General features: G+C 63.1%; 9 protein-coding genes. 6 read left to right on the top strand and 3 right to left on the bottom strand.

All coding sequences use genetic code 11. The annotated features are described in order from the left end of the window. Positions 1-306 precede the first annotated feature (306 nt). Positions 307-1416: a substrate-binding domain-containing protein gene (locus tag ACTJK7_RS02300; RefSeq protein ID WP_064381214.1), complete on the top strand. Its 1110-nt coding sequence runs from the start codon at positions 307-309 to the stop codon at positions 1414-1416. Positions 1417-1607: 191 nt separating this feature from the next. Beyond that, on the top strand, positions 1608-14120 hold the full coding sequence (locus ACTJK7_RS02295; RefSeq protein ID WP_440780107.1) for a filamentous haemagglutinin family protein: 12513 nt from the start codon (positions 1608-1610) through the stop codon (positions 14118-14120). Positions 14121-14168: 48 nt separating this feature from the next. On the opposite strand, the gene ACTJK7_RS02290 is transcribed toward ACTJK7_RS02295, so the two are convergent. The 3 genes from ACTJK7_RS02290 to ACTJK7_RS02280 all read right to left on the bottom strand — a co-directional run bounded on the left by ACTJK7_RS02290 (position 14169) and on the right by ACTJK7_RS02280 (position 15840). After that, the gene (locus ACTJK7_RS02290) at positions 14169-14405 is read right to left on the bottom strand and encodes a type II toxin-antitoxin system RelE/ParE family toxin (protein WP_234420633.1); all 237 of its coding nucleotides are present in this window, start codon (positions 14403-14405) and stop codon (positions 14169-14171) included. 37 nt (positions 14406-14442) lie between these two features. Beyond that, the gene (relB, locus tag ACTJK7_RS02285) at positions 14443-14637 is read right to left on the bottom strand and encodes a type II toxin-antitoxin system RelB family antitoxin (protein ID WP_011334551.1); all 195 of its coding nucleotides are present in this window, start codon (positions 14635-14637) and stop codon (positions 14443-14445) included. Between the two features lie 255 nt (positions 14638-14892). Next, positions 14893-15840, bottom strand: coding sequence for a SphA family protein (locus ACTJK7_RS02280; RefSeq protein WP_108562307.1), 948 nt, complete (start codon positions 15838-15840; stop codon positions 14893-14895). A gap of 212 nt (positions 15841-16052) precedes the next feature. Between ACTJK7_RS02280 and ACTJK7_RS02275 the strand changes: the two genes are divergently transcribed. The 4 genes from ACTJK7_RS02275 to ACTJK7_RS02260 all read left to right on the top strand — a co-directional run bounded on the left by ACTJK7_RS02275 (position 16053) and on the right by ACTJK7_RS02260 (position 19851). Then, positions 16053-17087 carry an AraC family transcriptional regulator gene (locus ACTJK7_RS02275; RefSeq protein ID WP_108562305.1) on the top strand — a complete coding sequence of 345 codons (1035 nt, stop codon included), beginning with the start codon at positions 16053-16055 and terminating at the stop codon, positions 17085-17087. A gap of 56 nt (positions 17088-17143) precedes the next feature. Continuing rightward, a complete protein-coding gene (locus tag ACTJK7_RS02270; protein WP_440780108.1) occupies positions 17144-18031 on the top strand; it encodes a Dyp-type peroxidase in 888 nt (295 codons plus the stop codon). 9 nt (positions 18032-18040) lie between these two features. Next, positions 18041-19009, top strand: a complete 969-nt coding sequence (locus tag ACTJK7_RS02265) for a Gfo/Idh/MocA family protein (RefSeq protein WP_440780109.1) — start codon at positions 18041-18043, stop codon at positions 19007-19009. A gap of 95 nt (positions 19010-19104) precedes the next feature. Then, the gene (locus tag ACTJK7_RS02260) at positions 19105-19851 is read left to right on the top strand and encodes a GntR family transcriptional regulator (protein WP_108562299.1); all 747 of its coding nucleotides are present in this window, start codon (positions 19105-19107) and stop codon (positions 19849-19851) included. The last annotated feature ends 2 nt before the right edge of the window (positions 19852-19853 follow it).

The raw sequence follows: 19853 nt of genomic DNA, 5'->3' as shown, positions 1-19853 counted from the left end.
CGATCCAGCCATCCTCGGGTTCTCCTTTCTGTCATCTGCAACGGCCCTTCAAGGGCTGTGGCCGATTCCCCCGAAAAGCTTGCCGTAGACACTCCGCATAACCCTGAAAACACCCGAGAAAATCCCTCGAAAATCACCTCGCACCTCCCGAGGTTTTTTCCTTTATCTGTCACCGGAAACTGCGAATTTCTCAGTGCGACTTAACCACGGACCCCGCAATGCGAAGGTTGGCGGTGAGTCTTCCCAGTGTCATGCAAGACCCCTGAAAACCTGTGTTCACACCCAACGTTGAAAAGGAGATTCTTCATGTTCAAGCGCACTCTGATCGCAGCTTCCCTGACCGTCGCTGCCCTGGCTTCCGCCCAGGCCATGGCCGCCAACGTAACCGGTGGTGGCGCGACTCTGCCTGCCGCTCTGTACAAAGGCTCTAGCAACAGCATCCTGCCAGCCAACTTCAGCTACCTGGGTACCGGTAGCGGCACCGGCAAGACCGCTTTCCTGACCAACAACTCGGCACTGTTCAGCACCACCGGTTCGGTTCACTTCGCCGGTAGCGACTCGATCCTCAGCGCTTCGGAAATCAGCACCTACAACACCAACTTCGGCGCTTCGTACGGCCCGCTGATCCAGCTGCCTTCGGTGGCCACTTCGGTTGCCATTCCGTACAAGAAATCCGGCCAGACCGCTCTGAACCTGACCAGCGCTCAGTTGTGCGATGCCTTCTCCGGCGCCAAAACCACTTGGGGCGATCTGCTGGGCACTTCCGACACCACGCCGATCCGCGTTGTTTATCGCAACGTTTCCAGCGGTACTTCGGAAATCCTGACCCGTCACCTGAACGCGATCTGCCCGACCAAATTCGCCACCAACTCCACCTTCACCAATGCGCGTCTGCCAGCCGGTTCGACCCTGCCTTCGAACTGGGTAGGCGTGGCCGGTACTGCTGACGTGGCCACTCAGGTCAACGCCGTTGACGGCTCCATCGGTTACGTCGGTCCGGACGGTGTGAACGCCGCCAGCAACGCAGTGGTTGCTCGCGTCAACGGCGTACAGCCAACCACCGCCAACGTTTCGCTGGCACTGGGTTCGGCGGCTCTGCCAACCACCCCTTCGAACCCTTCGCAGTGGGTTCCGGTTGTTCCTAACCCAGCCAGCGGTTACCCGATCGTGGCTTACACCAACTTCATCTTCGGCCAGTGCTACAAGGACGCCACCGTGGCCGCTGATGTCAAAGCCTTCCTGACCACCCACTACAGCAACCCGGGCAACAACGCTGCCACCATCGCTCACAGCTTCACTCCGGTTCCAACCAACTGGAAAGCGGCTGTGACTGCCAACTTCGTCACCAACACCTCGGGCAACAACCTGGACATCAACAACGCCAGCGTCTGCAACGCTATCGGCCGTCCTTTGTAAGCCTCGCTTCACGGCAATGAAATGGCAGCAGCCTTCGGGCTGCTGCCATTTTTTTTTGGCCGATCTACACCTCGTTCATGAAGTTTGTGTGACATCCGTTCGGTCGCGGCCCCCGCCAACCGCCTATGTCGTAACAGCAGGGGCAAGCTGACCTGCGGCCTCATGTGGCAAACAAAAAGGATCTCGTAGTGATGCTCGCTCGCCCATCCCGTCGCAGTACCCGTGTTCAGCCTCAGCAGCGCATGGCCGCCGATCCGGCGCTGTGGTTGCTCAAGCCCCTGGCGCAGGCGATTGCCTTGTGCCTGGTGGCGGGCAGTGCCGAGGCGGCGACCACTTTCAGTTCGGGATGGTTCGCCGCCAAGGGCGCGGCGCAACAGGCCGCCGCAGCACGCCCGAGCGTGGGCGGATTGCCGGGGATGACGCCACCGCTGGCGCAGCAGCAAAAGGCCAATCAGCAGCTGCAACGCTCGATTCAGACCCTGAACAACACCGTGGCTGCGATTGCGGCGCAACAGGCGGCGCAGGCGGCCGGTCGTGCGGCGGCGCTGGGCACGGTGCAGTTTGTGCCTGATGGTCTGGGCGAGGGCGGTCTGAAGGTCGATAACAGCCTCACGCAAGGTTGGCAGAACGCCAAGGGCCCGCAGCAGACTCAGGTTGATGGCAAGACCACGGTGAAGATCGAGCAGACCGCCGACAAGGCGATCCTCAATTGGGAGACCTTCAACGTCGGGCGCAACACCACTGTCGAGTTCGCCCAACAGTCGAACTGGGCGGTGCTCAACCGGGTCAACGATCCGAATGCGCGGGCCAGCCAGATTCAGGGCCAGATCAAGGGTGACGGCACGGTGATGCTGATCAACCGCAACGGCATCGTGTTCAGCGGCACCAGTCAGGTCAACGTGCGCAACCTGGTGGCGGCGGCGGCCAACATCACTGACATTCAGTTCCGCGACCGCGGCCTGTATTTCGACAGCACCGGCAGCCAACCGACGTTCACCGAGGCGGCCGGCAAAGTGCTGGTGGAGCGCGGCGCGTCCATCGAGACCGCGCGGCCGGCCAAATCGACCGATGCCGGCGGCTATGCCTTGCTGCTCGGCGGCGAAGTGCAGAACGACGGCAGCATCAACACCGCCAAGGGCCAGACCGTGCTCGGCGCAGGGGATCGCTTTTACATCCGCAAAGGCTCGGGCACTGAGGGCAATGGCTTCTCGACGACGTTCGGCAACGAAGTCACGCCGGGCTTCAAGACCGGCAGCGCTGCCGGCAAGGTCAGCAACAACGGCCTGATTCAGGCCGCGACCGGCGACATCACCCTGACCGGCCATGAGGTCGTGCAAAACGGCGTGTTGCTGGCCAGCACCTCGGTCGCCACTCGCGGCACGATTCATTTGCTCAATCCGGCCACCGACACCCAAGGCAGCGTGACGCTGGGGCAGGGCAGCGCGACGGCGATCCTGCTCGACAGCAGCGATCTGACCGCCCTCGACAGTCAGCATCAGGCGGCGCTGACGGGCGTTACACCGAACAACCGGATTCGCAGCGATCAGTCGCGCATCGACATCCAGAGCGGCGGCAGCGTCGAGTTCCAGAACGGTTCGATCACCCTGGCCACGGGCGGCCAGGTTGCAGTGGCGGCGCAGCGTCGCAGTCTGGTGCGTGACGGCGCATTGATCGATGTCTCCGGTGCCATCGGCGTGAAAGTCGCGATGGAATCCAACAGCATCAAGATCAACGTTCAGGGCAACGAGCAGCGCGATGCTTCGGTCAATCGCGATAAAGGTGCGCTCAACAGCAATGACATCTGGGTCGATGTGCGCGAACTGGTCTATGTCCCGGCCGGCACCAACGGCTACGCCACGGATCGCTGGTACACCGCTGGTGGTCTGCTGGAGGTCGGCGGCTATCTCGGCACCCAGGGCCACAGCATCGGCGAGTGGATGGCTCAGGGCGGCATGGTCAGTTTTGCCGGCAATGACGTGGTGACCGAGAAGGGCTCGCTGATCAACCTGTCCGGCGGCACGCTGGATGTACAAAGCGGCGAGATTCGCCAGAGCTGGCTGCGCGGGGCCGACGGGCGACTGTATGAAGTCTCAAAGGCGCCGGGGGATCTGCTCTACACCGGGCTGTACAAGGGCTATGAAGACAGCAGTGAGCGCTGGGGCCAGACGAGTTATTACTACAACCCGTTGATTGCACCGTCCAGGCGTCAGGAGTCGGGTTACACCGTGGGTCGTGATGCCGGGCAACTGGTGATCGGTACCCGCAACGCCGTGCTTGAAGGTCAGATGCTCGGCGAGGTTTATCAAGGCGAGCGCCAGACTCAGGCCCCGCGTGCGGTGCTCGATGGCTATGCGCAGAGTCAGACGGCGCTGGCGCGGCGCGGGCAGTTGATTGTCGGCAGTTATGACCCGGCGTACGTGGCGGCTTCCGGTGGTTTGCTCTACGGCCTCAACCCATTGTTCGATCAGGTGCAGGTCGGCGGCGAACGTCCGCTGGCCGGCGATGACCGGGAGCTGACCGGCGCCGTATCCGATGCGCGCAACGGCAAGCTGTTTCTTGATGCCGGGCAACTCAGCGACTGGCAATTGGGCGCACTGAAAGTGGCGGCCAAAGAACGGATCGACGTGCAAGGTGCCGTCACCGTCGACCATGGTGGCGACATCACCCTTTACGGGCCGCAGGTGCAGGTCAACGCGAACCTGACCGCGCGCGGCGGCAGCCTGCACCTGGGCAACGTGCTCAATCAGCTCAACACCGATCGCCTGACCGACACCCGACTCGTCGCACCGACCGGCAAGGCCACCCGCGTGAGTGTGGCCGAAGGGACACAGCTGGATACGCGCGGTCTGTGGAGCAACCTGCGCACCAACCCGGATGATGCCGCGAGCCTGGCGTATCTGGATGGTGGCGTGGTGTCGATCCGCAGCAGCGGCGATATCGAAATCGGTGCCGGCAGTCTGCTGGACGTGTCTTCCGGCGGCGCGATTCTGGCCAACGGCAAGACCCGCGGTGGCAAGGGCGGTGATGTGACGCTGGAGTCCAGCGCCTTGTCTGCGCCGGGTGGCAGCTACCTGACCCTGGACGGTCAACTGCGGGGCTACGGTGTGTCGGGTGGTGGCCGTTTGCTGATTCAGGCGGGCGACATCCTCATCGGCCAGTCCGGTAAACCCCTCGCCGACAACACATTGCAAGTGCAACCGGAGCTGTTCGACAAAGGCTTCTCTGCCTACAGCCTTATCGGCCTCAATCGCCTCGACGTGGCGGACAACACCCGCGTTGACGTGTTGATGCCGGTCTACCGTTTTGGTGACGCAGCTGCGAATCAGGTCAGTGGCACCGCGCCGGGGCAGGCGCTGGAATTGTGGACGCCGACGCTTTATCAGGAAAATCCGCTCAAGGCGCAACTGACCCAGCGTGCCGGCGCCAGTCTGGCTTTGCAGGCCGGTTCCAGTGAGGTCGCGCTGGTCGATCCGACTCGTAACACCCTGACCCTTGGGCAGGGCTCGCGCATCAGTGTCGATCCGGGGCAACGCATCAATCTGCGCAGCGCCGGTCAGCTCACGGTCGATGGCCAGTTGAATGCGTGGGGCGGCACGATCGATATCCGTCAGCAGCAATTCGGCTCGCTCGATGTCGCTGATTCCTCGCAAACGGCAGACAGGCAAACCCACAACCGCTCGATCTGGATCGGCGAGCACGCGGTGCTGGACGTGGCTGGTCGCGTGGCCACCGGCATCGATGCGCTGGGAAGGGTGTATGGCCAAGTCGGCAAGGGCGGCTCGATCATCATTGGCGGCGAAACCGATGCGAAGAAGGCCACGGCCACGTCGGCCGCCGCCTATGTGATCGTGCGAAACGGTGCGCGACTGGAGGCCTCCGGCGCACAAGCGATGCTGGATATCGCCGGACAGGGACCGACGCTGGTTGCCACGGATGGCGGGCGAATTTCGCTGAGTTCCTACAACGGCCTGTTCATCGACGGCGACCTGCATGCGGCGGCCGGTGGTGCCGGGGCGGCGGGTGGGCGATTGGACATTGCCCTGGAGACGCCGAGTTATCTGCGCAGCGATGCGAGCAACGCTGTTCGCGTGCCGCGCGAAATCGTCATCGGCCAGCACGCCGGCCCGTCGCTGTTGCCGACGGGTCTGCAAGCGGGCGAAGCTGCGCCTGCGTTGCAATACGGGCGTGCCCGGCTGGGCGCCGATCAGTTGATGTCCGGCGGGTTCGATAACCTGAGTGTGCTGAGCAACGGTCTGCTGTCGTTCGACGGCAACGTCGATCTGCACATGAATCAAAGCCTGAGCCTGTATGCCGGGGCCTTGTCGCTGGCCGACGGCGCGCCAGACAACGTACGGATCAACCTGTCTGCGCCTTACGTGCGTCTGTCGGGTACGGGCAAATATTTCGAGGCTCCCGGCAACATCCGGCCACGGGTGATGAACAATCCGACCACCGAAGTGGCGCCGGCACACTTCACCGCCACGGCAGACCTGCTAGATCTGGGCAACAGTCTGTCGTTCGGCACGGCCGGGTCAATCGTGCAACTGAGCGGCCCGGCACTGGAGGTCGGGCGGCGAGGTTTTGAACAGGTCACGCTCGACAGTCGGGGCGATCTGCGCTTTCTGGCGCCCACCGGCAACGTCGAGAAAACCGAACTCTGGACGCCGGGCGACCTGAACCTGCGTGCCGCGCAGATCTACCCCGCCAGTGATGTCACCGCCGAGGTGCGCGTGGGTTATCAGAGTGTCCAGCGTGACGCCAATCCTGAGCGGACCCTGCGAATCAGCAGTTCCGGGGCGGCGCCGGCCGTGTTGCCTTACTCGGTCTTCGGCAACCTGACGCTGGCCGCCGGCCATATCGAGCAGGGCGGGGTGATCCGTGCGCCGCTGGGCATGATCAATCTGGGGGACAGCCTGGTTCTCAATACCCAGGCATTGCATCTGTTGCCAGGCAGTATCACCTCGGCCAGCGCCGCCGGACTGGTCATGCCTTACGGCGGCACCACCGACGGCATCGACTATCGCTACAACGGCAAGTCCGTGCTGCTTCGAGGGATCACCGCCGAAACCGCTGGCGTGACGCTCACCTCGAAGTACGTCGATGTGCAAGGCGGTGCGTTGATCGACCTGTCGGGTGGCGGTGATTTGCGCGGTGCCGGTTTCGTATCCGGGCGCGGCGGTTCCACCGATGCCCGCTACAACCCGCTGGTGCGCAATGCCAGTGACGGCACCTTCAGCCTGCCGGGCCTGGCCAGCAACCCGGTGTACGCCATCGTGCCGGGGAATCAGAGTGCTTATGCGCCGATGCTTGCCGAGGCGGGGGCGGTCGATCCGCGCATCGGCCAGCAGATCACCATCGGGGCCGGCGTGCCGGGGCTGGCGGCGGGCACCTATACGCTGCTGCCCTCGACCTTTGCGCTGTTGCCGGGGGCCTTCCGGGTCGAGGTCAATGGCCAGGCGGCAGCGGGTGCAACCAACGCTGCGTTGCCACTGCGCAATGGTTCGTGGACGAGTTCGGGGCGGATGTCGATTGCCAATACCGGCCTGCATGACAGCCTGGCGAGTCAGGTCATCCTGACATCCGCCGACGTGCTGCGCCGTTACTCGCAGTACAACGAGACCTCTTTCAGTCAGTTCATCCAGAGCGATGCGACGCGCCGGGGCGTGCCTCGGGCATTGGCGCCCATGGACGGCAAATCCCTGAGACTGAATCTGACCCAGGCCGCCGCACCGGGTAACGCGCTGGATTTCAACGGTCAGGCGCTGTTCCAGCCCGCCACGGGAGGCGTCGTCGGGACGGCGGTGGTGCACGGCGCGGCGAACTTCGAAATTCTCGGTGCGGGACATTCGAGCACTGCAGGTTTTGCAGGTGTGTCGCTGTATGCCGACAGCCTCAATTCGCTCGGCGCCGGCCGCTTGACCCTCGGCGCGCAACCGACGATCGATTACAACACGTCGGGCAACATCATCGCGTTCAGCGGCGATACTTCAACGATTACCCTGCGTGAAGGTGCCGTGTTGTCGGCACCCGAAGTGCTGCTGCGCACCACCCGCACCGATGGCGGTATCACCCTCGAAGCCGGCTCGGGTATCAACACTTTGGGGCGTGGCAATGCACCTTATGATTCCAGCACCGGCTTCATCTACAAACCGGGTGCGGCGGGGTTGCTGGTGGTGTCGAACGGCTGGACCAATGTGCTGGCGCCAGAGGTGTCGGTCAGGACATCCGGCGCGGGTGACATTCTCATTGGCAGTTGCCCGACGACAACGTGCAACAACCCGACGCTGCTCTATTCCAGCGGCAGCATTACCGCCGCCACTGACAAGCAATTCGAACTCGACGAAGCGGTACGCTTCGGCACCCGTCATCTGACGCTCGCCGTGGGCTCGGTCAATGCCGGCAGTGCCGAGGCCTTGAGCGCCGCCGGCAACCGGGTGCCGACCGGTCTGACCCTGAACCAGAATGTCTTGAATCGCCTGTTGCGGGGCGATACACAGTTCGGCGCGCCGGCGCTGGAAACCCTGAGCCTGACCAGTCGCGATGTATTCAATTTCTACGGCAGTGTCAGCCTCGATACCCTGGATCCGCAGACTGGCGTCAGCAAACTGCAAAACCTGATCCTCAGCACCCCGGCCATTTACGGCCTGGGTGAAAGCGGCGACGTGGCATCCATTCGCACCGCCAATCTGATCTGGAACGGTGCGCCTCAGGATCCAGGCGCGGTGATCACGGGCGGCGCGGGCACCGGTCGCGGCGCGCTTGATATTCAGGCGCAACGGATCGAGTTCGGCTACGGCCCCGATCCGCAGGCCAATGGCCTGGATGTGAACAAGCGGTTGGTGCTGGGTTTTGCCGACGTCAATCTCACCGCCAGCGATCGCATCACCGCCAACCACAAGGGCAGTCTTGAGGTGTATCAGGCGCAGGGCGCTTTCGATCCGGTCACCGGTTATGCCCACAGCGGCGGCAATCTCACATTGCGTACGCCGTTGCTGACGGGAGAGGCGGGCTCGGTCAACCTGCTCAAGGCCGGTAATAACCTGACCCTGACGGGGGCCGGCACAGCGACTGCCGCCAATGCACTGGGGGCGCAATTGACCCTTGATGCGCGCAATGTCTTGCTGGACAGCCGCATCGCCCTGGCCAGCGGCAAACTGGTGGTCAAGTCCGAGGACGATCTGACCCTCGCCAGTGGCGCGAATCTGGACATGGCCGGTCGCACGTTGCCGTTCAACGATGTGAACAAGTACAGCTGGGGCGGTGATGTGGCGCTGTACAGCCGCGACGGCAATATCCGCCAGGTGGCGGGCTCGCGAATCGATCTGTCGGCGCAGAACCATCAGGCCGGTAACCTGAGTGCCGTGGCCCTGGCCGCCGATGCGGGCATGGTCGATCTGCAAGGCGATATCCTCGGTGCCAGCAGCGGCTATTACGATGCCGGCGGCACACTGGTGCCGTACAGGGCCGGTGGCGTGGATGTCCGCGCGCAGCACCTCAATGGCGATCCGAGCCAGCAATTCGCGGCCCTCAATCAGCGTTTGAATGCGGGGCAAGTCTTTGGCAGCCGCAGCTTGCAGCTCAAGCAGGGCGATCTGTTGATCGGCGACGGGCTCAAGGCTGGCGAGGTCAATGTGTCGGTGGACAACGGTCGGCTGACGGTGGCTGGCCTGATCGATGCCAGTGGCGAGCGGGTCGGCAGTATCCGCCTGTCGGCGCAAAACGGCCTGACCCTGGCGGGCAATGCGGTGCTTGACGCCCATGGCCGTGTGTTGCGGGTCGACAGCTACGGCAAGATTATCGACGCCCCGAACCGGGCGATGGTCGAACTCAACGCCGGGCAAGGCGTGCTGACCCTCGGCAGCGGTGCGCGCATCGATTTGCGCCATGGCACCGAAGCCGTTCTTGGCACTCTGCCGGGGCAGTCCGACGGGTTGCTGCGCGGCACGCTGGAACTGAACGCGCCACGCCTGGGGGCGGATGACATTGCGATCGAAGCCGGCGGCGCACTGAGTATTCAGGGAGCCCGCTCGATTGGCCTCAACGCCACGCGCCGCTATACCGATGCCAGCGACGGCACGGACCCGTCGGCCAGTGGACGGCCGTATCAGGTGATCGATCAGGCGTACCTCGATCGCATTCACGGCGACAGCACGGCGTTCATCAATGCGGCGCTGGCCAACGGCAACTTGCTGAACAACAAACTCGCCGGCCTGAACAACGCCACTTATGCCGATGCCTTCCATCTGCGGCCCGGGGTCGAGATTGCCAGCAAAACCGCCGACGGTGATCTGGTGGTGCAGGGTGATGTGGACCTGTCCGGTTACCGTTACGCCAGCCTGAATCCGCACACGCAGAAGACTTCGGTCTACGGCTCGGGCGAGGCGGGTAACCTGGTGATTCGCGCGGGCGGCAACCTCGATATCCACGGCAGCCTCAACGACGGTTTCGCGCCGCCACCGGAGACTGTGGACGATGCGGGCTGGAAATTACTGTCGGGGATTCAGCCGTTCGGCGGCGATCTGATCGTACCGGGAGCGGGCGTTACGCTCGCGGACGGTACGGTGTTCCCGATCGGCGCCACGTTGAACTACGACCTCCCGTTGCAAGCGATGACGCTGGCCAGCGGCACGCTGCTGCCGACCGAGGCGACGCTGGCGGCGCCTTACACCTTCGGCGCCGGCACGGTGCTCGCCGGCTCGGTTCGCGATGCTTCGGGCAACATGCTGTATGCCGCCGGTACGCTGCTCGCCGACAGCGTGACTTTGCCCGCGGGCAGCCGGCTGGGAGCGGGTATCCGCTTGAATGACGCAACGGCGCTGCAAGCCTTGCGCTGGCCGAAGGGCGTGCCGCTGCCGGGCAGCGTCGAGGCCGGCGACAACGGGGTCAAGGGCGTGCGCCTGAGCGGTTCGCTGGCTCTGTTGCGCGGGTCGCTTATTCCGTCGATGACCCATGTCGTACTGGCGGACGGTACGGCGTTCATCGAGTTGCGGCCATTGACCGGCACGACCCAGGGGCGCAATTGGGCGGTCGCCAGCCTGTTGCCGGCCGGCAGTGCGTCATGGTCGATGCGCGTGGTGGCGGGAGCCGATCTGGGCGCCGCAGACAGCCGGGCAATCAAACCGGTGTCCAGCGATGGCAATCTGCGCCTGGCCGACACTCACTACGGCCTGACCGTGACAGAAAAACCACCGACCCTGGTCTGGGGCGAGGGCAACCTGGGCGGCTTCACGCCGGGCGACCCCGTCCCCGAGGATCAAATGATGTGGTGCGACTGGGCGCCGAACTCCTGTGTGCCGGCACCGCGTTGGGTCTGGGCACCGGACAACTGGATGGGCATGCCGCCTGGCTCGCCGATGACCGACGATGAAGTGCTGTCCTGGTGTGGCGCATTCCCGGAACTGTGCGTGGAAAACAAACCGGGTACCACCGTAAAGACCCACACCCAGATGTTCAGCGTGCTGCGGACCGGGACTGGTGATCTGGACGTGCTCGCCGCCGGCGATCTGAGCATGGATTCGCCGTATGGCGTGTATACCGCCGGCACTCAGTCCCAAGACATCGATCCGCGCTTCAACCAGCCTCGCGGACGGCTGTCAGACAACGGCTCGGTATTGGGCAGTGCGGGCGGCGCTTACGAAAAATGGGTCAGTGGCAGCGACAGCCTGTATCAGGCCTGGTACCCGCAGATGGGCGGCAACCTGACCATCAATGCCGGTGGCTCGATTGCGGGCGATGTACTGGGGCGTCGTGGTTTGTCGCAAACCATGGACACCCGTGAGCAGGTGCCGAGTGTGGCCGTGGGCAACTGGCTCTGGCGTCAGGGCACCGGCAACAGTGAGGTGCCGACCGCGTGGTGGATCAACTTCGGCAGCTATGCGACGCAACCGTTGCCGGATCAAAGTGTTGATACCGGCCCGTACCTGGTCGGTTTCACCGGTTTCGGCACCTTGGGCGGCGGCAATATCAGCCTGCGTGCCGGGGGCGATGCCGGCATGCTCAAGGCGATGGGCGACGGTAACAAGACCAACCTTTATCCGCGCGGGCAGGGGCTGGTCGTGGCGGTCGGCAGCACCGGGCGCGTGGGCAGCGATGGCAGCCTGCAATTGACCGGTGGCGGCGACATGGACATCCGCATTGGCGGGGTGGTCAATCCTTCATTGCAGGCCCGGGCCGGAGAGAACGGCATCGGTGTCGCACAACACGATCTGCAAGGCGCGTTGATCAACCTGCGCGGTGCTGCGCGACTGGCCAGCGGCGCGCTCGGCGGGATCAATCTGCAATATGGCGCCGAAGCCTCGACCCAGGATCCTCGCGAAGTTCGCCCGTTCGACCCGTTCACGTCCACGATGGGCAGCGCCTCCGGTGGGCTGGTGCTGATTCCGGGGGATTCTGGGATGAGTCTCAGCACGCGCGGCGATCTGGTGTTGGGCGGCGCGGCGGACCCGGGTCGGGTGCGCCTGCAGAACTCCACCCCGTTCACTACGCAAGACGGTGTCGTCCATGAGGGCGGCGGCTTGACGGGCTTCTCGTTGTGGACCGATCACACCGCCATTGACCTGTTTTCGGCAGGGGGCAATCTCACACCGAGCACTCAACTGGGCGAAGTCACAGGTCAGGGTCCTGTCACAGGGCGCAATACGTCGCCGACCGATGGACGCTTCGTGTACCCGTCGATTCTGCGGGCGGTGGCGGCGCAAGGTTCGATTTATGCCGGACCTTCTGCGGTCTACAGCCAGGGCAGTGGTACGGTGCCGGCAACCGGGTATTCGCTGTTGCTGGCACCCTCCAGCACCGGGCAACTGGAGTTGCTGGCGCAGGACTCGATCTACGCCGGCGGCTATGCGATCAATCAGTCGGGCGCCAGTCCGCTGTCCATCGCTACGCCGTTCGCGCCGGCCTTCAACGGTTACGGCAACCACACGTCGGCCACGCCGATCATGAGCAATCGCAACAGCGACGGGGTGTCGCCGGACAAGAATCTGCGCTATCCGTTATTCGCTTTCGGCGCCAACAGCTACTCGGGCTTGGGCGACGTCCACGCACCGGCGCGGATCTATGCCTTGAACGGTGATCTGGTGGGTGTTCGCAGCGGTGAAACGCTGACGTTCAGCTTGTCGAAACGTACCTGGTACGAAGCAGCAGGCCCGGTCTGGATGCTGGCCGGGCGCGATGTCGTGGCGTCCGGCACTTTCCTGGGCAACCCCACGACCGTCTCTTCTGCCGAGATGGGCGTACCGCCGTCCGAAACCATCACCTCGACCGGCAACCTGTTCGTGCATGACGACCCTCGGGACGTTTCGCGGGTATCGGCAGGGCGCGACATCCTCTACAGCAGCTTCGACATCGCGGGCCCCGGCGTCCTGGACCTCAATGCCGGGCGCAATATCCTGATGGAAAACCGCGCCAGCATCACCAGCCTCGGCTCGTTGGTCGCCGGTGATCAGCGACCGGGCGCCAGTGTGGTGTTGCAGGCCGGTGTGGGCGCGCAAGGGCCGGATTATTCGCGGTTCATCGCCCGTTACCTGAACCCGCAGAACCTTGCCGACCCGAACGCATCGCTCAACGGTCAACCGGGCAAAGTGGTCAAGACCTACCTCGACGAGTTGCAGAGCTGGTTGACCCTCGGTTACGGCTTCAGCGGCAACGCCGAACAGATGCAAGCGTTCTTCGCCGCGCTGCCGAGCGCCGAACAAGCGATCTTCGCCCGTCAGGTGTACTTCGCCGAACTGCGTGCCGGCGGTCTTGAGTACAACGATGTCGACGGCCCGCGCAAAGGCAGTTACCTGCGCGGTCGCAACGCCATTGCTTCGCTGTTTCCGACTACCGATGTGGCCGGCAATCCGATCCGCTACGACGGCGACATCACGCTCTACGGTGGTGCCGGGGTGAAAACCCTGTTCGGTGGCGATATCCAGATGCTCACACCGGGCGGCGGCCAGGTGTTCGGCATCGAAGGCGCCGCGCCGCCATCGACGGCGGGGATCATCACCCAGGGTTCGGGCAACATTCAGCTCTACTCCCAGGGCAGCATTCTGCTGGGGCAGAGCCGGATCATGACCACGTTTGGCGGCTCGATCCTGGGCTGGTCTGCCGAGGGCGACATCAACGCCGGTCGCGGCTCGAAAACCACCGTGGTCTACACCCCGCCGAAACGCGTGTACGACACCTGGGGCAACGTGACCCTGTCGCCATCGGTGCCGAGCACCGGTGCCGGTATCGCCACGCTCAACCCGATTGCAGAAGTGGCGCCGGGGGACATCGACCTGATCGCGCCGCTGGGCACCATCGATGCGGGCGAGGCGGGGATTCGCGTCTCGGGCAATGTCAACATTGCCGCGCTGACGGTGGTCAACGCCGCCAACATCTCGGTGCAGGGCAAGGCGACCGGCGTGCCGGTGGTCTCGGCGGTCAACACCGGCGCGATCACTTCGGCCAGTTCCGCTGCCTCGTCGGCCACCCAGGCGGCGGAAGACGTCGCCCGACAACAACAAGCCGCCTCGCGCCAGAACCAGGCCTCGGTGTTCACCGTGCAGGTGCTCAGCTTCGGCAACGAACAACTGGCCCCGACTCGCGACGGCGCCAGCCGCGCACCGACACCGGGCTACAACCCGAACAGCCCGGTGCAGGTGCTGGGCGCCGGGGCGCTGGATGAACAGGCGAAGCAGCAGCTGACCGAAGAGGAGCGGGGACAGCTGACGTTGTAAAGGACTCTCGTGTAGTACGCTTCGGGCGGCCGTTTGGCCGCCCTTTTTTTATGTAGATGAGGTTCGTGGGTATTGTCGTCGGGTGTGGACTAACGTCAGTATTTTGATGCGCCCGTTCACTCGATAGACCAGCAGATAGTTCGGATTGACCACCATTTCCCGAGTGCCTGGCGCTCGACCGGATCGGTAACCATAAGGGATTGATGAAAGCCTTTGCGTTGCTGCACCAACCTTGTGCTGCAGAGCCGCTGAAGCGTTGGAGTTGTATTGTTCAACGTAATCGATAATGTCAGCCAGATCGTCCAGAGCTTGATCGCTCCATTCAAGCGGCAGCGCGTCGATTCTTGCGTCTCTCTTCTAATAGTTGGTCGAGCCGCACCATGGCTTCCTCATGGGGAATGCCCGGGCGAGGATCATCCAGTACAGCCTGCACCTTGGCACGAAACCAGCGATCGTAGCTCTCTGCCTCTTCTTCGGATTCGAAGTCAGAGTAAAACGGGGAATGCAATATGCTCATAGTGATCTCCGTGATCAATTTCAGCAGTCTAAGGGGGAAAGGGCCCATTGTCGTCACTGGCAGACGATGCACCCCATGAGCCCTGTAGGAACCATGGGGTAGCGGCGCCCAGTATCTGCAAGTCCCCCCTTTGAAATCTGCCGGACGTTTCCCACCGTTGTCCGGCAATCTCGACCGCCGCTGTAGGCCTATTCCCACCCTCTGTTTTTCAGGTTTCCAGCCTACAAATCCGCGCGCGCCTTCCTACAAATGCACTCAGAACGCATACGGAATACTCACCTTCGCCCACAACATTTCGCCCTCTGGCCGGTTCTCCACGTCGAATTCCTTGGCCCAGCGGATCTCGGCGCTGGCGTACTTGAGGAAGGTGAAGTGCAGCGCCGGGCCGATGGCGAAGACTTTGCCGCGCACGCCGTCGTTCACGTCTTCGCCGGCGAATTGCACGGTGTGGCCGAACTGTTTGTCGTCGGTGGTCTGCTTGAGGTAGTAACCGTTGATGCCGAGCATCAGGTCGTCGGTGATCTTGTAGCTGGCCGAGTAATCGAAGTGGAAGATCTGCCCGGACTTGTAGTCGGTGTCCTTGTTCTTCTCGTTGAAGCTGTAGGTGGTTTTCATCGACACCTCGGTGCGCTCGGTCGGCAGCCAGGTGAAGGAGAACAGCGGTTTGTAGGTGTAGAAGTTGTTACTGGTGTTGGCCAGCCGATCGACGCTGTATTCGCCGGTGGGCACGGTGATTTCCACGGCGGCGCCGAGGGTCAGATCCTTGCCCATGTCCCACAGGATGATCGGCGCGATGGTGGTATCACCCATGCCTTCACGGGTGTCGCTCAGGCCGAACGCCGAGACTTCCTGCTTGAGCCACGGCTGGGCGATGTAACCGGCCAGACGTCCGCCGAAAATCCGCACCGGGCTCAGGTAGTCGAGGCGCGGGATGACGGCAGTGGATTCGATCTCGACATTCGGCACCTTGCCGCCGAGCGAACTGATGTTGAGCTTTCGTGACTTGTAATGGTTGTAATAGAGGTTGAAGGCGACCATGTTCTCCGGAAGGCTGTCGACCTCCAGCGGCAGCATGAAAAAGCCGTCGGTGCCGGGGCCGATGTTGTCGACGCCGGCTTCGGTGGCCAGCACCGGCAGGGTCGCGGCGCAGCCGAGCAGGCTCAGAGCCAGTCGCACAGGGAATGTCGCGCGATTCGGGGTCATGTCCGTCCTCATTATTATTGTGTTTTGGGCGCAACGCCGGCACGCAGGGTGCCCGGCCACGATAGAAATAAGCCCTTGGCGCACAACAGGGCAGGGTATTGGCGGACACGGAAGGGGGCTTCTGCGGACAGTCCTTCAACCCTGTGCTAACTTCCTTCGACATAACCGGTTACAAAAATAACAATTCAGCGTGATCCGGGATGTCAGCCTCCATGAACGTAAAAGTCCAAGACCCCACCTTCGAACTGGCGCTGGTGTCGCCATTTCTCCTGCAAACCCTGGCCGAAGTCGCCGCCAACAAGGGCATCGAGCCGCAGAGTCTGTGCCGTGGCCTGGGTTTTGATTTCGACGACCTGCAGGATCCGGCGCAGCGGATTTCCTATCGCCAGGCCGTGGCGATGATCCAGCGTGCGCTCAAGGCTTTGCCCAATCAGGGGCTGGGGCTGTGGGTCGGCGCGCAGAACGTGCTCGGTACGCTGGGTCTGCTCGGGCATGTGCTGTCGCTGTGCAAGACCTTGCGCGACGCGTTCGAGATCGGGGTTCGGCATCAGCACACTTCCGGCGGGATCGTGGTTTCCAGCGTCGATGTGGTGGGCGATCAGGTCTATGTCGATGTTGAGTGCCGGCTGCCGTTTGCCGAGGTGCAGGTGTTTGCGGTTGAAGAGTTTTTCGCCAGCCTGCTGGTCTATGGCCGGGCGCTGGTGGGCGAGACGTTCAAGCCGATTGCCGTGGAGTTCATGCACGCCGCGCCGGATTACCTGGATGAGTACCGGCGGTTGCTGGGGCCGGAGGTGCGCTTCGGGTGCCTGCACAACCGCATGTTGATCGACGTGCAATGGCTGGATGTGAACCTGCCCAACCATCATTCGCTGGCGCTGCGTCAGGCGGTCAAGTTGCTGGAGCTGGAAGCGGCGCAGGTTCACCAGAAACTCGATCTGATCCAGGCGGTGGAGCGGGCGATTGCCCGTGACTTGAGCCGGGGCAGCCATATTGAAAAGATTGCCGGCGACTTGAACATGAGCAGCCGCACCTTGCGCCGGCGGCTGACTGAACACTCACTGACGTTTGAAGCATTGCTGGAGCAAGTGCGTCAGGCGCGCACCATGAGTTTGCTGGCCAATCCTGAGATGCCGATCGAGCGGATTACCGAGGAAGTCGGCTATAGCGATGTGCGCAGTTTTCGCCGGGCGTTCAAGCGCTGGACGGGGAAAAGCCCGAGTGCGTGGCGCAGCGAGTGCGTCATCTGATCCCACACAAACCCTCCGCCTACAGTTAAACTCCGCGCTCTTTCCAAGGAGTCGACATGAGTTACTACCAGCCGGGCATTCTCGCCACCCCCGTTCCGCCACAAGCACGTCACCTGTTTTTCGCCCTCGAGTCGGTTGAAGCGCTGCCGCAGGCGATCGACAACCTGCTGAACCTGGTGGATGGCAAGTCGGCGGTGGTCGGTTTCGGTGAGTCCCTGGCCAAGGCCCTGAAGGTGAGCATCGACGGCCTGCGCAGTTTCCCGGCGCTGACCGGTGTCGGCGTGGAAAACCCGTCGACCCAGCACGCGCTGTGGGTCTGGCTGCACGGCGTCGACCGTGGCGATCTGCTCAACCGCAGCACCGCGCTTGAGGCCGCGCTGGCCCCGGCGCTGCGTCTGGTGCAGATGCAGGAAGCCTTTCGCCACAAGGACGGCCATGACCTCACCGGTTATGAAGACGGCACCGAAAACCCGCATGACGAAGCCGCCATCGCCGCCGCACTGCAAAGTGACGGCGCGGACGGTCTGGTCGGTGGCAGCTTCGCCGCGATCCAGCAATGGCAGCACGACCTCAAGGGTTTCCATGCGTTGTCCGCCGAGGACAAGGACAACATCATGGGCCGTCGCCTGAGCGACAACGAAGAGATCGACGACGCTCCGGTGTCCGCCCACGTCAAACGTACCGCTCAGGAAAGCTTCGCCCCGGAAGCCTTCGTCGTGCGCCGTTCGATGCCGTGGATCGAAGGCGACCGCGCCGGCCTGATGTTCCTGGCGTTCGGTTTCTCCCTCGACGCCTTCGAAGCGCAACTGCGCCGCATGAGCGGTCTGGAAGACGGCATCACCGACGGTCTGTACCGCATCAGCCGGCCGATCACCGGCGGCTACTACTGGTGTCCGCCGCTGCAAAACGGCCACCTCGACCTGCGCGCACTGCGCATCGGCTGAGGCACAAGTATGAACGTGGTGCGTTGGGGCATGATCGGTTGCGGCAGCGTCGCTGAACGCAAGAGTGGGCCGGCCTTCTACAAGGCGCCCGGCTCGGCGTTGGTGGCGGTGATGGGGCGACGTCTCGAAGCGGTGACCGATTACGCCGCGCGCCACGGCATCGCTCGGACGTACACCGACGTCGATGCCTTGATCAACGACCCCGAGGTGGACGCGGTTTACATCGCCACACCACCCGACAGTCACCACGCCTACAGCCTGAAGGTCGCCGCCGCCGGCAAGCATTGCTGCGTGGAAAAACCCATGGCGCTCAATGCCGGGCAAAGTCGCGAAATGCAGCAGGCGTTCGCCGATGCCGGTTTGCACCTGTTCGTCTCCTATTACCGCCGTTCGTTGCCGCGTTTCCAGCAGGTTCGGCAATGGCTGGAGCAGGGCCGCATCGGTCAGGTGCGGCACCTGAGCTGGACGCTGACCAAGGCACCATCGCCCAAGGATCTGGACGGCAGTGCAAACTGGCGCACCGATCCGGCGGTCGCCGGGGGCGGGTATTTTGCGGATCTGGCCAGCCATGGTTTTGACCTGTTCCAGTACCTGCTCGGCGACATCGTCGAAGTCGCCGGTTTCACCGCGCGTCAGGCCGGGTTGTACGCGGCGGAGGATGCGGTCAGCGCCAGTTGGCGATTCGCCTCGGGCGCGCTGGGCATGGGTTGCTGGAGCTTTGTCGCGGACCGGCGCGAGGATCGGGTCGAGATCATCGGCAGCCAAGGGCGAATCGGCTTTTCGGTGTTCGACGAGCATCCGGTCGAGCTGCATGCCGACGAGGACATCAGCCTGGAAATCCTCCATCACGAACACATCCAGTGGCATCACGTACTCGGTATGAACGCGCAGATTCGCGGTGAGTCCCGGCACCCGGCAATCGCCGCCGAAGCCCTGAAGACCGATTGGGTCATGGATCAGATCCTCAAGCGCCACTGAAGGCGCATCTAAGGTTATGCCCAAACAATATTTCTCAAGCTTGTCATAACGTCTCTAAGATCACGTCATAACTCGTTATAACAAGTGATCCCGTGATGACCGATAACGTTCTCTCCCTTGGCAGTGTTCCTCTGCACACCCAACTGCGCGACGTGCTGCGCGCCCGAATTCTCGACGGCGAATACCCGCAAGACAGCCAGATGCCGTCCGAAAGCGAGCTTGGCACGCTGTTCAAGGTCAGCCGCATCACCGTGCGCCAGGCCCTGGGCGATCTGCAGAAAGAAGGGCTGATCTTCAAGATCCACGGCAAAGGCACCTTCGTCGCCAAACCCAAGACCTTCCAGAACGTCAGCACCCTGCAAGGCCTCGCCGAGTCCATGACCGGCCGTGGCTACGAGGTGATCAACCGCCTGCGCAGCTTCAAATTCATTGCCGCCGACAAACTGGTCGCCGAGCGTTTGCAGATTACCGAAGGCGAAATCGTCGCGCAGATCAAACGCGTACGGCTGATCAACCGCGAGCCGATTTCGCTGGAAATCACCTACCTGCCCAAAGCCGTCGGCGAACGGCTGGAGAAGGCCGATCTGGTCACCCGCGACATCTTCCTGATCCTCGAGAACGACTGCGGCATCGCCCTCGGCCATGCCGATCTGGCCATCGACGCGGTGCTGGCCGACAGCGACCTGACTCAGGCGCTGAACGTCGAGGCTGGCTCGCCGATCATGCGCATCGAGCGTCTGACCCACGACGCCAACGGTCAGCCGCTGGACTTCGAACACCTTTACTACCGTGGCGATGCGTTCCAGTACCGCCTGCGGATCGACCGGCAAAAAGGGGCCTGAAC

This window comes from Pseudomonas sp. 22085 (genome assembly GCF_052045815.1).
GTDB lineage: Bacteria > Pseudomonadota > Gammaproteobacteria > Pseudomonadales > Pseudomonadaceae > Aquipseudomonas > Aquipseudomonas glycinae.
The sequence above is the reverse complement of the archived record's forward strand: the minus strand, read 5'-3'. Positions and strand labels throughout refer to the sequence as shown.

Coding starts and splice junctions, on each gene's coding strand:
- ACTJK7_RS02300 (WP_064381214.1), top strand. CDS start 307: ATGTTCAAGCGCACTCTGATCGCAGCTTCCCTGACCGTCGCTGCCCTG.
- ACTJK7_RS02295 (WP_440780107.1), top strand. CDS start 1,608: ATGCTCGCTCGCCCATCCCGTCGCAGTACCCGTGTTCAGCCTCAGCAG.
- relB (WP_011334551.1), bottom strand. CDS start 14,637: ATGAGCATATTGCATTCCCCGTTTTACTCTGACTTCGAATCCGAAGAA.
- ACTJK7_RS02280 (WP_108562307.1), bottom strand. CDS start 15,840: ATGACCCCGAATCGCGCGACATTCCCTGTGCGACTGGCTCTGAGCCTG.
- ACTJK7_RS02275 (WP_108562305.1), top strand. CDS start 16,053: ATGAACGTAAAAGTCCAAGACCCCACCTTCGAACTGGCGCTGGTGTCG.
- ACTJK7_RS02270 (WP_440780108.1), top strand. CDS start 17,144: ATGAGTTACTACCAGCCGGGCATTCTCGCCACCCCCGTTCCGCCACAA.
- ACTJK7_RS02265 (WP_440780109.1), top strand. CDS start 18,041: ATGAACGTGGTGCGTTGGGGCATGATCGGTTGCGGCAGCGTCGCTGAA.
- ACTJK7_RS02260 (WP_108562299.1), top strand. CDS start 19,105: ATGACCGATAACGTTCTCTCCCTTGGCAGTGTTCCTCTGCACACCCAA.